The sequence below is a fragment of the Kitasatospora sp. NPDC127116 genome (assembly GCF_042677365.1).
Lineage (GTDB): Bacteria > Actinomycetota > Actinomycetes > Streptomycetales > Streptomycetaceae > Kitasatospora > Kitasatospora lactacystinica.
This window is the reverse complement of record NZ_JBHXTL010000040.1, coordinates 1-17,660: the sequence shown is the minus strand read 5'-3', so window position 1 is coordinate 17,660 and position 17,660 is coordinate 1. Positions and strand designations below refer to the sequence as shown.

The following is a 17,660-nucleotide window of genomic DNA, read 5'->3' as shown; positions in this document are numbered from 1 at the left end:
CGCCGCGGTCGCCGTCACGCCTGTACCCGGCTCGACCCGGCCCGCACCGCCCTGGTGGTGATCGACATGGTGCCGTTCCTCGACGGGCCGTACGCGCGCGCGGTGTGATCCCGCAGATCCAGGACCTGTCGGGTGCTCTACGGGAAGCTGGCGGCCTCGCGGCCTGGGTGCTGCCGGGCCTCGGCCGTCCCGTGGCGATCGGCCGCGACCACGCTCGTATCCGAACCGCGAACAGCGACCAGCAAGGCCGGGTTCGACGCGACGATGCCGGCACGGAGCCGGAACCGGCCGTACGGCAGGTGAGGCAAACCGCGCAAGTCGGGGAAGGCCCGGAAGGCGTGAGCACCACCAGCACCAGGAGATCCGCGCCCGCACCGCACTCCGCGCCCCGGACCCCGCGCACCGCAGGGCCGGCCCCGGCCGTCGGCGGTGCCATCGGCCGGGCGAGATGTGACGAACTGAATTCCGATCCTCCGTTTCCCGGTATCGATTTCATGGTCACGGTCGAACGTGGCCGAATGTTCCTCTTCTGGAGCCTGGCGTGCCGCGCTAGCCTCACCGTAAGAAGCCGGAAAAGAGGGGGAAATGAACATCAAAAGGATGCGATCAATCCGAATCACCCGACCGGGGCGCCGGATGGCCACGGCCGCCGGCCTGCTGGCGATCTCCGCGGCCAGCGTCGTGGCGATCCCCGGCACTGCCAGCGCCGCCACCGCCGCCTACAACGGCGCATGTGGGAGCGGGTACAACGTCAAGAGCTGGTTCGGCATCCAGTCGCCGACCGAGGAGGTGACGGTCTACCTGACCTACTCGGCCGCCACCGGCAAGAATTGCGTCGTCGGGATAAAGGACAACCAGACCACGACGCGGTCCATCACGGTGTACATAGAACGTGACGACACCCCCGGTTCCCGGGTCACCGACTCCGGGAACTACACGAAGTACGCCGGCCCCGTCTACATATACGCGAAGGGCGCGTGTGTCACCTGGGGCGGCGTGTTCAACGACCTGGAAGTACTCCGGCGGCACACCAACTGCGGGGCGTGACCCCCATTCGCGAAGCCGCCCGCCGTCCCGGTGCGACGACCAGGACGGCGGGCGGCAGCGGCCGGGCGCGCTCCGGCTGTCGTGGCGGGCAGCGGCAAGCAGGTGGACGGCTGCACCGTCGGTGCGGGAGCCGCGCACGGTCCTGCCGCCGACGGCCGGAGCGACCAGGACGGGGGCGGGATCTTCGACCGGATCCATCGGGGACAGCGGCAAGCGCCTCGGCCGGGGCGGCCGGCCCGGCCTTGGTTCCGCGGGCGGGCGGAGGGCGGTGGCATTCTCGCAGTGGCGCGCAAGGACGGTGATCAGGGAGGACGGCACGCGGACGCGACTTCAGGTCGGTCTTCGGTCCCGGCGCCCTTGATCATCCGGCGCCGCGTCGTTCGTTTCCACTGGGGCGTGCAACGGTCCCCCGAACCGTGTGCATCGAACGCCTGGGCGAACGCCGACCTCCGACGGACACGGCGCTCTCATGCCGTCAGAGAGGGGTGGACGGGGGTGGGATGCGGGCCAGGAGTTCGTGGGCGGCCCGGGTCAGATGTGCGGGAACGTCGTCCGGGTATGCGGCGCCGGCGGGGTCCATGAGCGCCACCATCGCATCGACCACGGGTGCCAACTCCTCGCACTTCCCATAGGCTTCGGCCACATCCTCGACGATGAGTGCGGCGCCCTCGACGGGGTCGAGCCACCCGCCGACGATCTCGGCGGCCCACCAGCGGGCGAGCGCCAGCCGGCCCTCCCAGTACTCCTCGGGCGGGTGGAAGCCGAAGCCGAGCTCGTCCATCACCTGGCCGAACAGCTCCGAGGCCTGGTCCTCCTCACCGCGAAAGAGCGCGGCGAGGAGGACCAGCGACGGGGTGTCCACGCCGGCGACCAGGACGCGGAGCGCGGCCCGGATCAGAAGATCCGGGTCAGCGCGTCGGCCGTCGACCCATCCGTGGGCGACCTCCCGAAGTTCCCGCACCGCCTCGGCCGCCGTTGCGGGGGCTTCGCTCGTCGTCATGGCGGCATGATGCCACGGCCCTCCGACGGCCGGTCGGCGGATATCGCGCGGTCGGGTCCGGCGCTGCCCGCCGGCGAAGCCTTCGTGCGGGTGGCGCAGGGGCGACCGGGGGCTGCCGAGTGGGCGGGCCGTCGGCGTTCGGCCCTCGGGGAACAGAGCGGTACGAGGGCCGCCGACCCGTCGCGCTTGAACCACACAGACCTGCGCCCGAACCTGAGGATGGCACGCGGACGCGACTCCAGGTCGGTCTTCGGTCTCAGCAACCTTGATCATCTGGCGTCGCGTTGTTTGTTTTTGCTCGGACACCTCACCCTGAAGCCGGCGAACCGTCACGTCCCATCTCCTGAGAACGCATCAGCCCTGCGGCCGGGGCAGGTGTCCCGGCCGCCCTGCTGCCCGGCCGCCGCCCGTCAGTCGGCCAGCAGGAGCACCACCAGGATCGGCACGCCGAAGACCAGGAGGATCACGAGAAGGGTCCCCAATGGCCCGCCGCTGTTGCCGCCGCCGCCGAAGGGCCCGTCTCCGCCGCCGACGACACTGCTGAGCCACGAGTCGTTGCCGTCACCGCCGTGGTGACCACCGTCCATGCCGACCTCCTCCGTTCGCGTTCTCCGCCCGCACCGTCGGTGCCTCAGGCCAGTTCCATGAGGATGTCGGCGCGGGCGTAGTAATCGGCCACCGGGAGGCGGTCGCGGGTGATCCTGACGAATCCGGCGTCCTCGTAGAGGTGGACGGCGGCGGCCAGTGTGCTGTTGGTGCCGAGGAACAGCCGGGCCCCGCCGAGCGCCCGGGCCCGGTCGACCGCCGCGGCCACGAGCCGGCGGCCGATGCCGTGTCCCCGCGCGGCGGGGGTCACGGCCATCTTCGCCAGCTCGAACACGGCGTCCGGGTAGGCCAGCAGCGCCACGCACCCCAGCACGGTGCCGCTGCCCGGCTCGCGGGCCAGGAGCACGTCGCCGCCCGGGTCCACGATGCGGCCGAACGGATCCCCGAGTACGGCCCGGTCCTCCTCCTCCAGGGTGAACAGCCGCGAGATCCATTCCTCGTTCAGCGCGCGGAACGCGTCGGCGTCGCTCGGCGACGCGATCGAGGAGACCACGGTCGGGGCGGAGGCGTACGGCATGAGGCGGTTCCCTTCCCTGAACGACACCATGTCAGCCTCCGGCTCCGCCCACCGAGGTGTCCAATACACACATCGGCCGCCATCCATAGGCTGGAGATATGGATCAGCGAATCGAACTCCGCCATCTGCGGTACTTCCTGGCGCTGGCCGAGGAACTGCACTTCGGCCGCGCCGCCCAGCGGCTGCACATCGCCCAGCCGGCCCTGTCCCAGCAGATCAGACAGCTGGAGAAGATCGTGGGCGTCGAACTGTTCCGGCGGACCTCCCGGAGCGTCCGCCTCACGGACGCGGGAGCGACGTTCCGGCCGCGGGCCGGGGACCTCCTGGGCCGGCTGGCCGCCGACCTCGACGAGGCCGGCCGCGTCGGCCGCGGCGAGACCGGCCGCCTGGACATCGCCTTCATCACCTCCGCCACCGCGATCGTCAGCGAACGCCTCCGCGCCTTCTCCCACCGCCGTCCGGACGTCCGGGTCAGGCTGCACGACGGCTTCACCGTCGACGTCCTGACGGCCCTGGAACGCGGCACCGCCGACATCGGGATCGTCCGGGACGCCGAGGAACGCGACGACATCGACCTCGCCCTCCTGACGACGGAACGCCTCGTCGCGGTCGTCCCCACCGACCACCCCGCCGCCGGGAACGGCCGGGTGAAAGCGGCGGCGCTGGCCGCCGACCCCCTGATCCTCTTCCCGCGCTCGGCGGGAGCCCACGCCTTCGACGTGAACACCCAGCCCATCCGGGACACCGGCAACGACGTCCGGGTCGCCCAGGAGTGCTCCAACTGGCACACCATCATCATGCTCGTCGCCGCCGGCCTCGGCGTCACCATCGCCCCCCACAGCGCCACCACGCTGCTCCCCGCGGGCGCACGGCGCCTCGAACTCGACGGGCCGCCCGCCGTGAGCCGGGTCCTCCTGGCCACCCGCCGGGGAGACGACCGTCCCCTCGTGCGTGCCTTCACCGCGGTGTCCGAATCCGTGGTGGCGGGCCGGGGCGAACGGTCGAACGACGGTGCCGCGTCGGCCCGTTGAGCGGTCAGGCCGTGCGGCCGCCGTCTGCCCGGGTCAGGGGTTCCTCGGGGGTTCCTCAGGGGCGAGATCAGGGGCAGTCCGGAGGTGTGGACACCGCGAACGGCCCTAGGGTCTGTCGTCGAACCCCCGCCGGCGGGGCGGCGTTGGGGCACCCACCTCGCCGCGTTGTCGTCGGTCGCCAATGGCCCCCAGCCTGGCGGCCGGGAGGTGCCCCCACCGCAGTGGCTCCCTCCTCCGCCTTGCGATGCACGCACCCCAACGCCGCCCCGCCCGCCCTCCGGGCGAACGACGGGGGTTTGAAGACAGACCCTAGCGTCGGTGCGGCGGGTGACCGATGCCCCGACCGATGCCCCGATGGAAAAGGCGAGCGAGTGTTCCGGAACAAGGCTCTACCGGTACGGGCTTCGAGCCCGGCCTCCGTCGGCGCGGGGCGGGCGGGCGACACCGTCCGCCTGACCGCCGTACACAAGACGTACGGCCGCGGCGACAACCGGGTGCGGGCGCTCGACGGGGTGGACGTCGGCTTCGAGGCGGGCACCTTCACCGCCATCATGGGCCCTTCGGGTTCGGGCAAGTCGACGCTGCTGCAGTGCGCGGCGGGCCTCGACCGGGTCGACGCGGGCCAGGTCCTGCTCGACGGCGCGCCGTTGCACGAGCTCTCCGAGCGCGCCCTGACCGAGCTGCGCCGTGAGCACATGGGCTTCATCTTCCAGTCCTTCAACCTGGTCCCCGCACTGACTGCCCGTCAGAACATCGAGTTGCCGCTGCGGTTGGCCGGGCGCCCGATCGACCCGGTGGCGATCGACCGGGGGCTTTCCGAGGTCGGCCTGGCCGAGCGCGGTGGGCACCGGCCCGCCGAGCTGTCGGGCGGGCAGCAGCAGCGGGTCGCCATCGCGCGTGCGCTGGTGACCAGGCCCGAGGTGATCTTCGCGGACGAGCCGACCGGCGCGCTGGACTCGCGTACCGCGCGGGAGGTCCTGGCGCTGCTGCGCGGCGTCGGCGAGGAGCACGGGCAGACGGTGATCATGGTCACGCACGACCCGGTGGCGGCCTCGTACGCGCAGCGGGTGGTCTTCCTCGCCGATGGCAGGGTGACCGGCGAGCTGTTCGAGCCGACGGCCGAGACCGTGGCGCTGCGGATGGCGGCGTTGGAGCCCGGCGGGAGCGGGGCGAACCCGTGCTGAAGCTCGCCATCGCCACCCTGCGTCACCGCTTGATGGGCTTCGTGGGCGCCTTCCTCGCCCTCGCGCTCGGCACGACGATGATCGGCATGATGACGCTGACCCTGGCGGCCACCTTCGGCACGCCGCACCCGGGGCCGCAGCGGTTCAAGGAAGCCCGGGTCGTGGTCGCGCCGCAGGGCTTCGAGGGGCGCGCGATGAAGGCCCCGGCGGTGCTGCCGGCCGAGGTCGTGACGACGGTGACCGCCTCGGGCGAGGCCACACCCGACCGCAGCTTCCCGGTACGGCTGAACCCCGGCTCCGGGGGGACGACCGGCCACCCCTGGTCATCGGCCGCCTTCGCGGGCTACCGCCTGGTGGCCGGGCGCGCGCCGCAGGCCCCGGACGAGATCGTCGTCGGCGGCGGAGACCAGTCGCTGATCGGGCGCCAGGCCGAGGCCGCCACCTCCGACAACGCCGGCCGCTACCAGGTGGTGGGGGTCACCGACGCGCTCTGGTTCGAGAGCGCCGTCTTCTTCGGCGATGCCGAGGCCCAGCGCCTCTCGCCCGGGGTCAACGCCCTGGTCACCGACCAGAACACGCAGCAGCTGTCCGCCCTCGTGGGCGGCCGGGCCGTGGTCCTCGGTGGTGACGACCTGACCCGGCTCGACGCCGACTCCACCGGCGGCGCCCAGGCGCTGGCCAACGCCCAGGCGATGGCGGGCAGTACGACCGGACTGGCGGTGTTCGTCGCGGTGTTCGTCGTCATCGCGACCTTCGCCTTCGCCGCCGAGCAGCGCCGCCGTGAACTGGCGCTGATGCGGCTGGTGGGCGCCGCGCCCCGGCAGGTGCGGCGCATGGTGCTCGGCGAGGCGCTGCTGATCGGCCTGGCGGCGGCGGTCGTCGGCTGTGTCCTCGCCCCGCTGTGCACCGTGCCGCTGCGCTCCTGGATGCTCGACCACAACGTGGCCCCGTCCTGGTTCACCATCCCCTTCAACCCCCTGCCGCTGCTGGTCTCCTTCGTCATCGGCGTGGCCGCGGCGCTGGCCGGCTCGGCCGCCACCCTGGTCCGGGTCTCGCTGATCCGGCCGATCGAGGTGCTGCGCGAGAGCGCGGTGGAGCGCCGCGGGATGACGCCGATCCGCTGGCTGCTCGGGATCGGGATGCTGATCGGCGCGGTCGCCTCCGGGATCGTCATCGCCCGGACCGAGCCGTACCTGGCGGCCAGCGCCCGCAAGTACGAGGCCGTTCCGGTCCTGTACGTGGGGGCGGTCACCCTGCTGGCGCCGATCCTGCTGCGGCCGGTCACCCGGGCGCTGATCGGCCCGCTGCGCGGCTCGGCCAAGGCCGGCCCGCTGCTGGTGCGCGAGAACATCCTCACCTCCCGGCGGCGTACGGCCGCCACGGTGGCGCCGATCGTGGTGGCCGTCGGACTGGTCGCCACCCTGCTGACGGTGCAGAAGTCCGGTGACGCGGTGGTGCTCGCCCGCCAGCAGCGGGAGATCCACGCGGCCGGCGTGGTGGTGCCCGGCGGCACGGGGATCGACGCGCGGACGCTGGAGAAGCTGGCGGCCGTGCCCGGGGTCCGGGTCACCCCGGTCACCTCGATGAACATCCGGATCGGCACCGCGAAGGGCGACCAGATCGACTCGCTGAGCACGAACGCCGTGCCCGCGTCCGCGCTGGGCACGACCGTCACGCCGCCCGTGCTCTCCGGCTCCCTCGCCTCGCTGCCCGAGAACTTCCTGGTCATCGACGAGCACGCGGCCCGATCCGACGGTCTGTCGGTGGGGGACCAGGTGGTCACGCTGCTGCCGACCGGCGCTCGGGTGCCGACCGTCGTCGCGGCGGTCGTCGCACGCGGCCTGAACGGCGACGACACCTACCTGTCCGCGTCGCTGACCGGCGCGGTGACGCCGAACCGGGTCTACCTCGACTCCCGGACGGGCCCGGGCCGGCCGCTCGACGAACAGCAGACGGCGGCGATGAACCAGGCGCTGGCCGGCTCCGGCGCGCACGTCATGACCCATGACGCCTACCTGGAGGCCCAGCGCGCACGCGCCGCCGAGCAGACGGACAACGCCGCGGTGGTCATCCTGGGGATCGCGCTGGCCTACGCGCTGATCGCCGTCGCCAACACCCTGATCATGGCGATGGCCGGGCGGCGGCGGGAGTTCGCCCTGCTCGGGCTGGCCGGCGCGGTGCGCGGCCAGATCGCGAAGGTGGCCGTGGCCGAGTCGGCCGTGGCGGTGGTCGTCGGCACGCTGCTCGCGGCCGCGGCGACCGGGCTCGCCGCGGTGACCCAGCACGCTTCGCTGAGCGAACTCGTCACCTCGGCGCCGACGGTGATCCCGTGGACGCAGGTCCTGGGGACCGTCGCGCTCTGCGCCCTCGTCACCGTGATCACCGCGTGGGGAGCGGCCTCGCGGGCGACCCGTTTCCGGGCGATCGAGGCCGCAGGCATCCGGGAGTAGGGGATCCCGGAGTGGGGCATCCGGGAGTAGGTACGGCCCTCCGCCCCGGCCCCGCCCCGGAGTGTGCGACCGAGGTGTGAAACACCACACTTCCGCTCCTGAGCGTGCCGGTACTCGCCGCCCGGCCGAGGGCCGAGGACACTGGTCGCCGTGACTGATGTGCGCGAGACCTTGGATTACCAGACCTTCGGACAGGCGGTGCGCGAACTCGCGCAGACGATCGCCGACGACGGATACGAACCCGACCTCGTCCTGAGCATCGCCCGCGGCGGGGTGTTCGTAGCGGGCGGTCTGGCGTACGCGCTGGACTGCAAGAACATCCACCTGGTGAACGTCGAGTTCTACACGGGCGTGGGCACCACTCTGGAGATGCCCGTCATGTTGGCGCCCGTTCCCGCCGCGATCGACTTCACCGACAAGAAGGTCCTGATCACCGACGATGTCGCCGACACCGGCAAGACACTGCGCCTCGTGCACGACTTCTGCCTCGACCATGTCGCCGAGGTCCGGTCCGCCGTCATCTACGAGAAGTCGCACTCCCTGGTGAAGTGCGAGTACGTGTGGAAGCGGACCGACGACTGGATCGAGTTCCCGTGGTCGACGGAAGGACCGGTCGTCAGGCGCGACGGCCAGGTGCTCGACGCCTGATCGAAGGCGGTACGCCCGCAGGTCGGGACGCCGCCGGGGATCGGGCGGGAGCAACAGCGGATCCAGGGCGGCGGCGGTCGGGGGCAGGGCTCCCGGCCGTCGCCGCTTCCCGGTTCATGGGGTAGGAATGGGGGCTGTACGAACCGGGAGAGGGGCGCGCATGAGGGCGGTGCGGATCGCCGGGGTGGCGGCGGGCGCCTTGGCGCTGGCCGCGGGGTGCGCTTCAGGAGGTTCGGGGGATCCCGGGGGTTCCGGGGGATCCGGAGGCATGTCGGCGCAGGCGCACGGCTACCTGTCGGAGGCGCTGGACCTGTTGCAGCGGGAGTCGTTGAACACCGCGACGGTGGACTGGCCGAAACTGCGGGACGAGGCGTTCGCGCGGGCGGCCGGGGCGCGGACGACGGCCGACACCCACGGTGCGGTCGGCGGCGCGGTCGCGGCTCTCGGGGACGGCCACAGCAGGTTCTACCCGCCCGGTGAGGCAGCGGCCGTGGATGCCGACCCCGCGACGGTCGACGCCCCGACGGTCGAACAACTTCCCGGCGGCATGGCCAGGTTGACCCTTCCGGCGGTGAACGGTTCGGAGCGCACCTACGCCGAGTACGTCGCCCGCGGCCGCGCCGCCGTCGCCGGGGCGACCGCCTGCGGCTGGGTGGTGGACCTGCGCCGGGAGAGCGGCGGCGGGATGTGGGCGCCGCTGGCGGTGGCGGCTCCGCTGCTCGGGGACGGTCCGGTGGGGGCCTTCGTCACGGCGGACGGCACCCGCAGCGTCTGGTCGGTGCGCGGGGGCGTGCCGTTCCTGGACGGGACTCCACAGGCGGAGCCCTCCGGGGCCGGCGGTGACCCGGGGCAGGGCTTGCCCGTCGCCGTCCTCACCGGCCCGGGCACGGGCAGCGCGGGCGAGGCCGTCGCCATCGCGTTCATCGGCCGCCCGGACACCCGCAGTTTCGGCGCGCGCACCTACGGGGTGCCCACCGGCAACGCCGCGCACCGGTTGTCGGACGGCGCGGTCGTCCTGCTCACGGGCGCCGCCGAGGCGGATCGCACGGGCCGGATCCACGCGGGGCCGATCGAGCCGGACGAGGCCGTGGACACCCGCAAGGAGGGGGATCCGTCACTCACCGCCGCGACCGGCTGGCTCGGGCGCCAGGAGTCCTGCCGTCGCACCTAGAACGACCACCCCGCGGGGGAGCGGGCAGTCGGCGGAGGCGGCCGGCAAAGAAGTGGTCGCCCGAGGTGCGCAGGAAGTAGCTTGTCCCCGCCCCGCACGCCACCCACGAGGAGTTCTCATGCTCGAAAACATCCAGGGCGTTTCTCCAGAGCGTGCCGCACGACTGGCCCACCTGGTCGAGCGATGCGGGCCGTTGCTGGACCAGGACGAGGGCATGGAACATGTCCAGCGGCTGCTGCGGGACCTCGGGGCCGGGGTCATGGACTCGATCGCCGTCACCCGGGAACTGCTGGGAGTCGGCCTCGGGGAAGCACAGGAGATTGTGCTGTCGAGCGCCGCGCGGACCACCGAGCTGCGGACGCGTCAGCAACTCGTGGACGTGGCGGAGCGAGCGAAGGACGTTGCCGACGGCCTCCTGCAGCTGTCCCGGACCCAAGGGGCCACCAGGATCGTCGCCATCGACGGCACGGGAGGATCCGGCAAGACGACGTTGGCTGCCGCGGTGGCCGGACACCTCGACGGCGCCGTCATCGTCCACGTCGACGACTTCTACCGTCCGATGCCCGACCGCGAGCGGGAGCTGCTCGACGCGGAACAGGGCTACCACCGCTACTTCGACTGGGAACGCCTCCGGGACCAGGTCCTGATCCCGCTGCGGGACGACCGGGCCGCCCGCTATCAGGTCTACGACTGGACCACCGGACAGCTCGGGGCCTGGCGCGAGATCGCTTCCGGAACCGTGGTGATCGTCGAAGGGGTCTACTCCGCCCGCCCGGAGCTGGCCCACTACTACCACTTCACCGCCTACGTCGACACCCCGCGAGGTGTCTGCCTGCAGCGGGTGCGAGCACGCGGCGAGAACCCCGAGGAGTGGATCGGGCGTTGGCGCGCCGCCGAGGACCACTACGTGCACACCACGTGGCCCCAGACCAGAGCCAAGCTCCTCGTCAGGGGCCACTGAGGCGGGAAGCGCGCATGATCACCGACGCGACAGGAACAACATCAAGGTCTTCTACCTACAGGCCCGAGCGGGGCCGCACCGGCAAAAAATCTTGAGAATCTCGATGTGATGTGCGACATGACCTTGGGCACGCCGCAGGCCGACCACACCGGCGGCGACCGGTGGCCGACCAGCCGACATCCGGTGACGCCGTACGTCTTCCTTGCCGTTCATTCCGCCGCTGCCACCACCGGCGCGAACGCGAAGCGGAACCTTTCCACCCCGCGGGGCAGGTCCGCGCTCATCCGATCGTCCGAATCGTCTGCACGTGCCCAGAACACGCTGAGTGTGAAATCGATTGGCTTTCCTTCGAGTTCGAACTCCAGCGCCACATCGGCAGGACCCGAGAAGAGGGTCCACACGTCGATGCGGCCCGTCCGCGACCTGTACGGAACCCTGGCAAGGAGGCTGAACCCCTCCGGACGCACGGGACGGTCGGTCAACTCAAGGGTCACCTCCGCATAGTGCTCCCGAATCGAACTGCGGACCTTGACCGCCCCGTCGGTCAGTGTGACTCCAGGAGTCCTGTCAGCCAGTGGCAGTTCCAGCCAGCTGCCGTCCTCGGCGAACTCGTCCTCCTCCCACAGCCCGAACTGCGAACGTTCGACTGAGACAAGGCCGGTGGACTCGGTCCGAATGCTCCGCATGTCGACGATCCTTGCACGACGGCCGCTTTCCGGATGTCGGGTTCGGAAGAACCTCCGGGCACGAGCACGGCGGCGTGCACGGCACCACGCACGGCACCGTGCAGTACGGCCGACGGTCGTGCCCTGCGGCAGGTTCCGTCTCGGGTCAGGCTCTGGTGGGCCGCTGCCCCTGGGAACTGTCCGTTGCGATCGGGAGGCTGCGCAGTGTCAGCGCGGCCGGTGGAGGCAGTGGTTCGTCGGCCGTGCCGGTGCGGAACGACTGGAGCAGATAGGCCACCAGGCGCCGGGAGGCCGCACCGTCATCCGGCAGGGCGGTCACCAGGCCGCCGTGTGCCAACAGGACCACGACGAGGTCGGAAGGGTGGAAGTCGGCCCGCAGCGCGCCCGACGCCTGTGCTCTGCGTACCAGGGTCGTGAAGTCCCGCTCGGCCTGGTGCCGGGACTGCGCGTGTTCCGACGTGCTTTCCGGGAACGCCGTGACGAACGCGGCCGGGAACCCGCGTTCCTCCCGTTGCAGAGCGCAGACCGTCTCGATCAGCCGCTGGAAGCCCTGCCACGGGTCGGGGGCGGCCAGTGCCTCGGTGAGAGCCCGCGCGCAGGTCTCCATCTGCTGCGCGAACGCGCCCCGGACCAGAGCGTCCCGGGTCGGGAAATGCCGGTACAGCGTCGCCACGCCGACCCCGGCCCGACGGGCCACGGTCGCCATCGGGGCGTCGATCCCGTGCTCCGCGAAGACCGCGCGGGCGGCGACGAGGACGCGCTCCCGGTTGCGCCGGGCGTCCGCCCGCACCCCGTCCCGGGCTGTGATCCGAGAGGATTCCGCCATCACTGTCTCTCGCTTCCGGTCCAAGCGGACGATTGCGTCCACTTGAGAGCTTACGGTCGGTGCCAGATCCCGTACGGCTCCCGGCGGCAAAGGCGGAACGATGAACGACCGCATGATGAAGGCAGTGCTCTACGACCGCTACGGCGGCCCCGATGTGCTCTACACGGGCCGTGTGCCTCGCCCCGAGCCGGCCCGCGGCGAGGTCCTCGTGAAGGTGCGCGCGTTCAGCGTCAACGGCGGCGAACTGGCCGTCCGTGCCGGCCGTCTCCGCCTCCTGAGCGGCCGGACATTCCCCAAGCGGGTCGGCTTGGACTTCACCGGCGAGGTCGCCGAACTGGGGGCCGGAGTCACAGGGTTCGCGGCCGGCGAGCGCGTATGGGGGGTCCTGGGCCGCACCTCCGGGTTCGGCAGCGCCGCCGAGTACGTGGCCGTGCCCGCCGAGCGGGTCGGCCGGCTCCCCGACGGCCTTGACCCGGTGGAGGCCGCCGCGCTGCCGGTGGCCACCACGGCCATCACCGCGCTGCGGGACAAAGCCTGGCTGCGCCCCGGCGAACGGCTCCTCGTCCGGGGCGCGGCGGGCGGTGTCGGCAACGCCGCCGTCCAGCTCGGACGGGCGTACGGCGCCGAGGTCACGGCCCTCGCCCGGGCGGCCGGCCTGGACTTCGTCCGCGGGCTCGGCGCGCACGAGGCCGTCGACCACCGGACCGTGCGGCCGGCGGAACTGGGCCGCTTCGACGTGGTCCTGGACACCGCGGGGACCGACCTGCGGGCCTTCCGGCGCCTACTGGATTCCGGCGGGCGCATGGTCACCATCGCCTTCGACCCGAAACGGCCCGCTGCGACGTTCGGCTACCTCGCGGCCAGTACGGTCCACGGACCCGGCCGGGTGCGCTACTTCAGCGGCGATCCCAAGCGGGCGGACTTCGACGACCTCGCCCGCCATGTGGTCGAGGGCAAGCTGAGTCCCGCGGTGGACACGGTCTTCCCCCTGGAGGAGACAGCGGCGGCGCACCGGGCGCTGGAGGCGGGCGGCGTCCGGGGCAAGTACGTGGTCAGGGTCGCGTAGGACCCTGCTGTCCCGTCTCGGCGAAGTTTCACCGGCCTCACCGGAGATTGCCGACCGCGCCGCTCGTCCCGCCGAGGTTCGACCGGTCGCCAGCGGCGGCGATGAGGGCCGCCAAGCCGTCGAGGTGGCGGTCGAGGCCGAAGGTGAACAGGGATTCGGCGGACAGGCCCAGGCCGGGGTCGGCGCGGGCGGCGGTGAACGCCGGGAAGGTGCCGTCCGACAGCAGCGCGGCCATCCGGCCCTCCTGGACCTGCATCCACTGATCGCCGGTGACACCGCTGGCCTGACCCGCCGCCTGCTCCGCCGCGAGGTCGACCGCGCAGCCAGTGCACCCGCACCACCCCGATCCGGCTGCGCGACTACGGCGCATCGCCGTCACCCGTGTCGGCGGCGGTCGTCGGGTTGAATCCCTTGGTGATCAGCCGGAAGGCCAGGCACAGCTCCCAGGCGAAGACCGGAACGGCGGCGAGCATCCCCGGCCCGGAGACCTGCGGGTAGAGGCCGAACAGGACGGCGATCGCGGAGGTGAAGATCAGTGCGCCGCCGACGAGCCCCAGTACGGCGATGAAGCGCGGTATCAGCCGGGAGCGGTACAGCAGGCAGGCGAGCACCGCGGTGTTGGCCCCGCAGATGAAGTTGGGGCCGAGCAGGAACGTCCAGTCGTGGACGGCGACCAGGGCTTTCCCCGCGGTGAGGAGCGCGGCGCTGTCCGCTCCCTGCGGCGGGTGTTGGCGGAGGGTCACCACGGCCAGCAGGCTGACGATGCCGACAGCGATGACGGCGGCTTCCAGGGTGCGCAGGCCGAGGTACCCGACGGCGAGGCCTTCGCCGTGCCGGCGGGCGACGGGGTACATCGCGAATGCGGTGCCGACGATGCCGATGGTGAGGAGCACCTCGAACAGGGCGCCCAGGAGCACTCGGGTGTCCGGGCCGGCGCCGAGCACGTAGTCGGCGGTCTTCAGGATCGGGCCGTACAGGACGAGCCCGCCGATCGAGGTGACGTGGGTGACGAGGAAGCACGTGCCCGTCGCTGTCGCGAGGGTTCTCGGTGAGGCCACTTGGGGCTCCTTCGGCCGTGGAGGCGGGAATAGGTGTACGCCGTACACCTCACGGCGGGACGGTATGGTGTACCCCGTACACCTGTCAAGGGGGATCGGTGAGGACCATGGCCAAGCAGGCAGACGCCCAACAGGCGGCCACCGAGCGGAGGAAGCCGCTCAACCGGGACCGCGTGCTGCGCGCCGCCGTCGCCCGCGCCGACCAGTCCGGGATCGAGGCGCTGAGCATGCGCAGCCTCGCCCAGGAACTGGGCGTCGTGCCGATGGCCCTCTACAAGCACGTGGCCAACAAGGAGCAGCTCCTCGACGGCATGGTCGAACTCGTCGTCGGGGAGATCGACCCCCCGGCCGACGGCCCCGACTGGAGGAGCGCGATCCGCGAGCGCGTCCTGTCGGCCCGGCGGGCGCTGCTGCGCCACCCGTGGGCCCTGCGCGTCATCGAGTCCCGCGGCACCCCCACCCCCGCCGTGCTGGACTACCTGGACTCCGTGATCGGCACGTTCCGCGGGGGCGGCCTCTCCGTCGACCTGACCCACCACGCGATGCACGCGCTGGGCAGTCGCGTCTGGGGCTTCACCCAGGAGCTGTTCCCGGCTTCTCCGGGAGACGAGCCCGGGGAGCAGGCCGCCGCGCTCCAGGCGATGGCGGCCAGGTACCCGCACATCGCCGAGATCGCCATGGCCCGGGCCCACGACGGCGCGTCGGTCGTCGGCAGCGGCTGCGACGACCAGTTCGAGTTCGAGTTCGCCCTCGACCTCCTCCTCGACGGCTTCGCGCGGCTCCACGAGCGCGGATGGAGCTCCGGGCAGGCCTGAGCGGGCCGGGGGAAACCGGGCGACTCCCGCGCGCCCGATCGCCTGGAGCGGGCGCGCCCCCCGGGCGGCCGCTCACCGCCCGTCGTCGGTTCCGGACCGGACGACGACGCCCTCGTCCGGACCGTGGCCCGGAGCCGGTCGGACCGCGCCGGGAGCAGCGGCTGACGGCCGGCCGGACTGACGGACAGTCGGCTGACGGGAGGGGCCTGTGGCGGCACCCGTCGAAGGCGTGGATATCGTGGCCGACGCCGCGCGGCCGACTCCTCGGCGTGCGGTCTTTCGTCACGTCAGGAGAGAACTGGGTGAAGTCCCCAATGACAGCGCTCCGGAGCGCCGCGGCCGTCGTGGCGGCCGTGCTGATGGCGGCGCCCGCCGCCGCAGGCTCCGCCGCCGCAGCTCCCGCCGCAAGCCCGGACACCAAGGCGGTGACGTACCAGGGCCGCGTCTTCCAGGTGCCTTCGGCCTGGCCGGTGGTGGACCTGGCCGCGGACCCGCAGGCCTGCGTCCGCTTCGACCAGCACGCGGTGTACCTCGGTCACCCGGGCGAGCAGCAGGCCTGCCCGCCGCGGTTGACCGGCCGCACGGAGGCCCTGCTGGTCGAGCCCGCCGAGGGCGCGGCGCCGGACCGGGAGGGCTCCAACCCGGTCGCGCAGACGGTCCGGGCGACCGACGGCGTCGTCGCGGTGACCGGGACGTACGACACGGACCAGCCGCTGGTGCGGCGGATCATCACCGGCGCCGGGCTCACCCCCGCGCCGACGCACCGACCGCAGCCGGCGCCCGCCGGGCCCGGGACGACCGCCGCCCCGAAGTCCGCCGGCACCGCCGCCCCGAAGTCCACCGCTGCCGCGCCGTCCGGCCAGGCCATGGCCGCAGCCGCCGCACCGGCTGCTTCGGCCGCGGCGGCGTCGGTTCCCGCGTCGGCGACGAACTACACCGGCAAGGGCTTCGACGCCTGTACGGCGCCCTCCGGCGCCGCGATGAACGCGTGGATGGCCTCCTCCCCGTACCGGGCGGTCGGCGTCTACATCGGCGGTGTCAGGCGGGCCTGCGCCCAGCCGAACCTGACGGCCTCCTGGGTCCAGCAGCAGCAGGCCGCGGGCTGGGCCTTCATGCCGATGTACGTCGGCGTGCAGGCCCCGAAGATCAGCTACCCCGCCACCGAGGGCGCCAACGCCGCCGACGACGCGGTGAGCCAGGCCCAGGCCCTCGGCTTCGGCCCCGGCACGATCCTCTACTACGACATGGAGGCGTACACCACCCCGCAGTACTCGGCCGCGGTGCTCGCCTTCCTCACCGCCTGGACCAACGAACTGCACGCCTGGGGCTACAACTCCGGCGTCTACAGCAGCTCCTCGTCCGGCATGAAGGACCTGGCCGCGAACGCCGGCAACAGCGCCTACGCCATGCCCGACGCCGTCTTCAGCGCCAACTGGAACGGCAAGGAGGACACCGCCGACCCGTCGATACCGGCCGGCTACTGGAACAACCACCAGCGCGCCCACCAGTACGCCTCGCCGCAGAACCCGGAGACCTGGGGCGGCTACGCGATCGCGATCGACCAGGACTACCTGGACATCCAGCTCACCGCCGCCCCGCCGTCCCAGTCCTCCGCGTTCTTCCTCGGCGTGCGCCAGAGCTCGGGCGCCTGGCCCGGCTTCAGCCCGCTGACGGGCGGCGCGGGCGTGTTCCGCGGCTCGGAGGCCGCGATCACCGGGCTGCCGGGCGGCTCCTCGCAGGAGCTGGGCATCGGCCTGGACGGCCGGCTCTACCACGGGGTCCGCGCCTCGAACGGCAGTTGGAGCGGCTTCGCCGGGGTGCCCGACGACGGCACGCCGGCCACCCAGGCCCGCCGGACCGGCATCGCGGGCATGCCGGACGGCTCCTCGCAGGTGGTGACCGTCGGCAGCGACGGCAACGTCTACCACCGGATCCGCTCGGCCGACGGCAACTGGTCCGGCTACGGGGCGCTCCCCGGGGTCGGCACCCCGACCATGGGGGCCGCGGACATCGCCATCGCCGGCCTGCCCGACGGGTCCGCCCAGGTCCTGGCGATCGGCAACGACGGGAACGTCTACCACGAGACCCGCTTCTCCAACGGCAGTTGGAGCGGCTTCGCCCCGCTCCCGGGTGTGAACAGCTCGCGGATGGCGGCCTCGCGGGTGGCCATCACGGGGCTGTCGGACGGCTCCTCGCAGGTCCTGGTGATCGGCGGCGACGTGAACATCTACCACGAGGCCCGCTTCGCCGACGGCAACTGGTCCGGCTTCGCCGCGCTTCCCGGCAGCGGCACGCCCACCATGGCCGCGCGGGCGGTCGGCATCGCCGGTCTGCCGGACGGTTCGTCCCAGGTGGCGGTGATCGGCAACGACGGCAACCTCTACCACGAGACCCGCTTCACCAGCGGCGCCTGGTCCGGCTTCGCCGCGGTCCAGGGCGCGTACGGCGCGAGCACCTTCCCGGCCCAGCGCGCCGCCATCGCGGGCCTGTCGGACGGCTCCAGCCAGCTGGTGGCCACCCGGAGCTGACCCGGGAACATCCCACCACCGCACCACCCCGGCGCCCCCGCCCCCGGTACGTCCTGTCTCTTATAC

At 72.4% G+C, this 17,660-nt stretch carries 17 protein-coding genes; 10 read left to right on the top strand and 7 right to left on the bottom strand.

The window, feature by feature from the left end:
- Window positions 1-600: 600 nt before the first annotated feature.
- Window positions 601-1,047, top strand: coding sequence for a spore-associated protein A (locus ACFVHV_RS18050; RefSeq protein WP_380352013.1), 447 nt, complete (start codon window positions 601-603; stop codon window positions 1,045-1,047).
- Between the two features lie 475 nt (window positions 1,048-1,522).
- Here ACFVHV_RS18050 and ACFVHV_RS18045 read toward each other — a convergent pair whose 3' ends face one another.
- The 3 genes from ACFVHV_RS18045 to ACFVHV_RS18035 all read right to left on the bottom strand — a co-directional run bounded on the left by ACFVHV_RS18045 (window position 1,523) and on the right by ACFVHV_RS18035 (window position 3,170).
- Window positions 1,523-2,047 carry a hypothetical protein gene (locus ACFVHV_RS18045; protein WP_380352011.1) on the bottom strand — a complete coding sequence of 175 codons (525 nt, stop codon included), beginning with the start codon at window positions 2,045-2,047 and terminating at the stop codon, window positions 1,523-1,525.
- Window positions 2,048-2,457: 410 nt separating this feature from the next.
- Window positions 2,458-2,634, bottom strand: coding sequence for a hypothetical protein (locus ACFVHV_RS18040; protein WP_380352009.1), 177 nt, complete (start codon window positions 2,632-2,634; stop codon window positions 2,458-2,460).
- Between the two features lie 44 nt (window positions 2,635-2,678).
- Entirely contained in the window at window positions 2,679-3,170 is a 492-nt protein-coding gene (locus tag ACFVHV_RS18035) for a GNAT family N-acetyltransferase (RefSeq protein WP_380352007.1), read from the bottom strand.
- 98 nt (window positions 3,171-3,268) lie between these two features.
- On the opposite strand from ACFVHV_RS18035, the gene ACFVHV_RS18030 reads away from it, so the two are divergent.
- The 6 genes from ACFVHV_RS18030 (at window position 3,269) to ACFVHV_RS18005 (ending at window position 10,615) form a co-directional block, all read left to right on the top strand.
- Window positions 3,269-4,201, top strand: a complete 933-nt coding sequence (locus ACFVHV_RS18030) for a LysR substrate-binding domain-containing protein (protein ID WP_359904702.1) — start codon at window positions 3,269-3,271, stop codon at window positions 4,199-4,201.
- Between the two features lie 452 nt (window positions 4,202-4,653).
- Window positions 4,654-5,385 (top strand): ABC transporter ATP-binding protein, encoded by a 732-nt coding sequence (locus ACFVHV_RS18025; RefSeq protein ID WP_380352066.1) that lies wholly within the window; start codon window positions 4,654-4,656, stop codon window positions 5,383-5,385.
- The gene (locus ACFVHV_RS18020) at window positions 5,379-7,835 is read left to right on the top strand and encodes an FtsX-like permease family protein (protein WP_380352005.1); all 2,457 of its coding nucleotides are present in this window, start codon (window positions 5,379-5,381) and stop codon (window positions 7,833-7,835) included. The genes ACFVHV_RS18025 and ACFVHV_RS18020 overlap by 7 nt, the downstream gene beginning before the upstream one ends.
- Window positions 7,836-7,985: 150 nt before the next feature.
- Window positions 7,986-8,483 (top strand): phosphoribosyltransferase, encoded by a 498-nt coding sequence (locus ACFVHV_RS18015; protein WP_359904705.1) that lies wholly within the window; start codon window positions 7,986-7,988, stop codon window positions 8,481-8,483.
- A gap of 268 nt (window positions 8,484-8,751) precedes the next feature.
- On the top strand, window positions 8,752-9,654 hold the full coding sequence (locus ACFVHV_RS18010; RefSeq protein ID WP_380352003.1) for a S41 family peptidase: 903 nt from the start codon (window positions 8,752-8,754) through the stop codon (window positions 9,652-9,654).
- A gap of 118 nt (window positions 9,655-9,772) precedes the next feature.
- Entirely contained in the window at window positions 9,773-10,615 is an 843-nt protein-coding gene (locus ACFVHV_RS18005) for a hypothetical protein (RefSeq protein ID WP_380352001.1), read from the top strand.
- Between the two features lie 209 nt (window positions 10,616-10,824).
- On the opposite strand, the gene ACFVHV_RS18000 is transcribed toward ACFVHV_RS18005, so the two are convergent.
- Both ACFVHV_RS18000 and ACFVHV_RS17995 read right to left on the bottom strand, forming a co-directional pair.
- A complete protein-coding gene (locus tag ACFVHV_RS18000; protein ID WP_380351999.1) occupies window positions 10,825-11,301 on the bottom strand; it encodes a hypothetical protein in 477 nt (158 codons plus the stop codon).
- 145 nt (window positions 11,302-11,446) lie between these two features.
- A complete protein-coding gene (locus ACFVHV_RS17995; protein WP_380351997.1) occupies window positions 11,447-12,127 on the bottom strand; it encodes a TetR/AcrR family transcriptional regulator in 681 nt (226 codons plus the stop codon).
- Window positions 12,128-12,227: 100 nt separating this feature from the next.
- On the opposite strand from ACFVHV_RS17995, the gene ACFVHV_RS17990 reads away from it, so the two are divergent.
- Window positions 12,228-13,193: an NAD(P)-dependent alcohol dehydrogenase gene (locus ACFVHV_RS17990; protein WP_380351996.1), complete on the top strand. Its 966-nt coding sequence runs from the start codon at window positions 12,228-12,230 to the stop codon at window positions 13,191-13,193.
- 37 nt (window positions 13,194-13,230) lie between these two features.
- Here ACFVHV_RS17990 and ACFVHV_RS17985 read toward each other — a convergent pair whose 3' ends face one another.
- On the bottom strand, window positions 13,231-13,449 hold the full coding sequence (locus ACFVHV_RS17985; protein WP_380351994.1) for a hypothetical protein: 219 nt from the start codon (window positions 13,447-13,449) through the stop codon (window positions 13,231-13,233).
- A 103-nt stretch (window positions 13,450-13,552) separates the two neighbouring features.
- Window positions 13,553-14,251, bottom strand: coding sequence for a DUF4386 domain-containing protein (locus tag ACFVHV_RS17980; RefSeq protein WP_380351993.1), 699 nt, complete (start codon window positions 14,249-14,251; stop codon window positions 13,553-13,555).
- A 107-nt stretch (window positions 14,252-14,358) separates the two neighbouring features.
- On the opposite strand from ACFVHV_RS17980, the gene ACFVHV_RS17975 reads away from it, so the two are divergent.
- A complete protein-coding gene (locus ACFVHV_RS17975; protein ID WP_359904726.1) occupies window positions 14,359-15,066 on the top strand; it encodes a TetR/AcrR family transcriptional regulator C-terminal domain-containing protein in 708 nt (235 codons plus the stop codon).
- 314 nt (window positions 15,067-15,380) lie between these two features.
- Complete coding sequence (locus tag ACFVHV_RS17970) at window positions 15,381-17,594, top strand: glycoside hydrolase domain-containing protein (RefSeq protein WP_380351991.1); 2,214 nt, start codon at window positions 15,381-15,383, stop codon at window positions 17,592-17,594.
- Window positions 17,595-17,660: the final 66 nt, after the last annotated feature.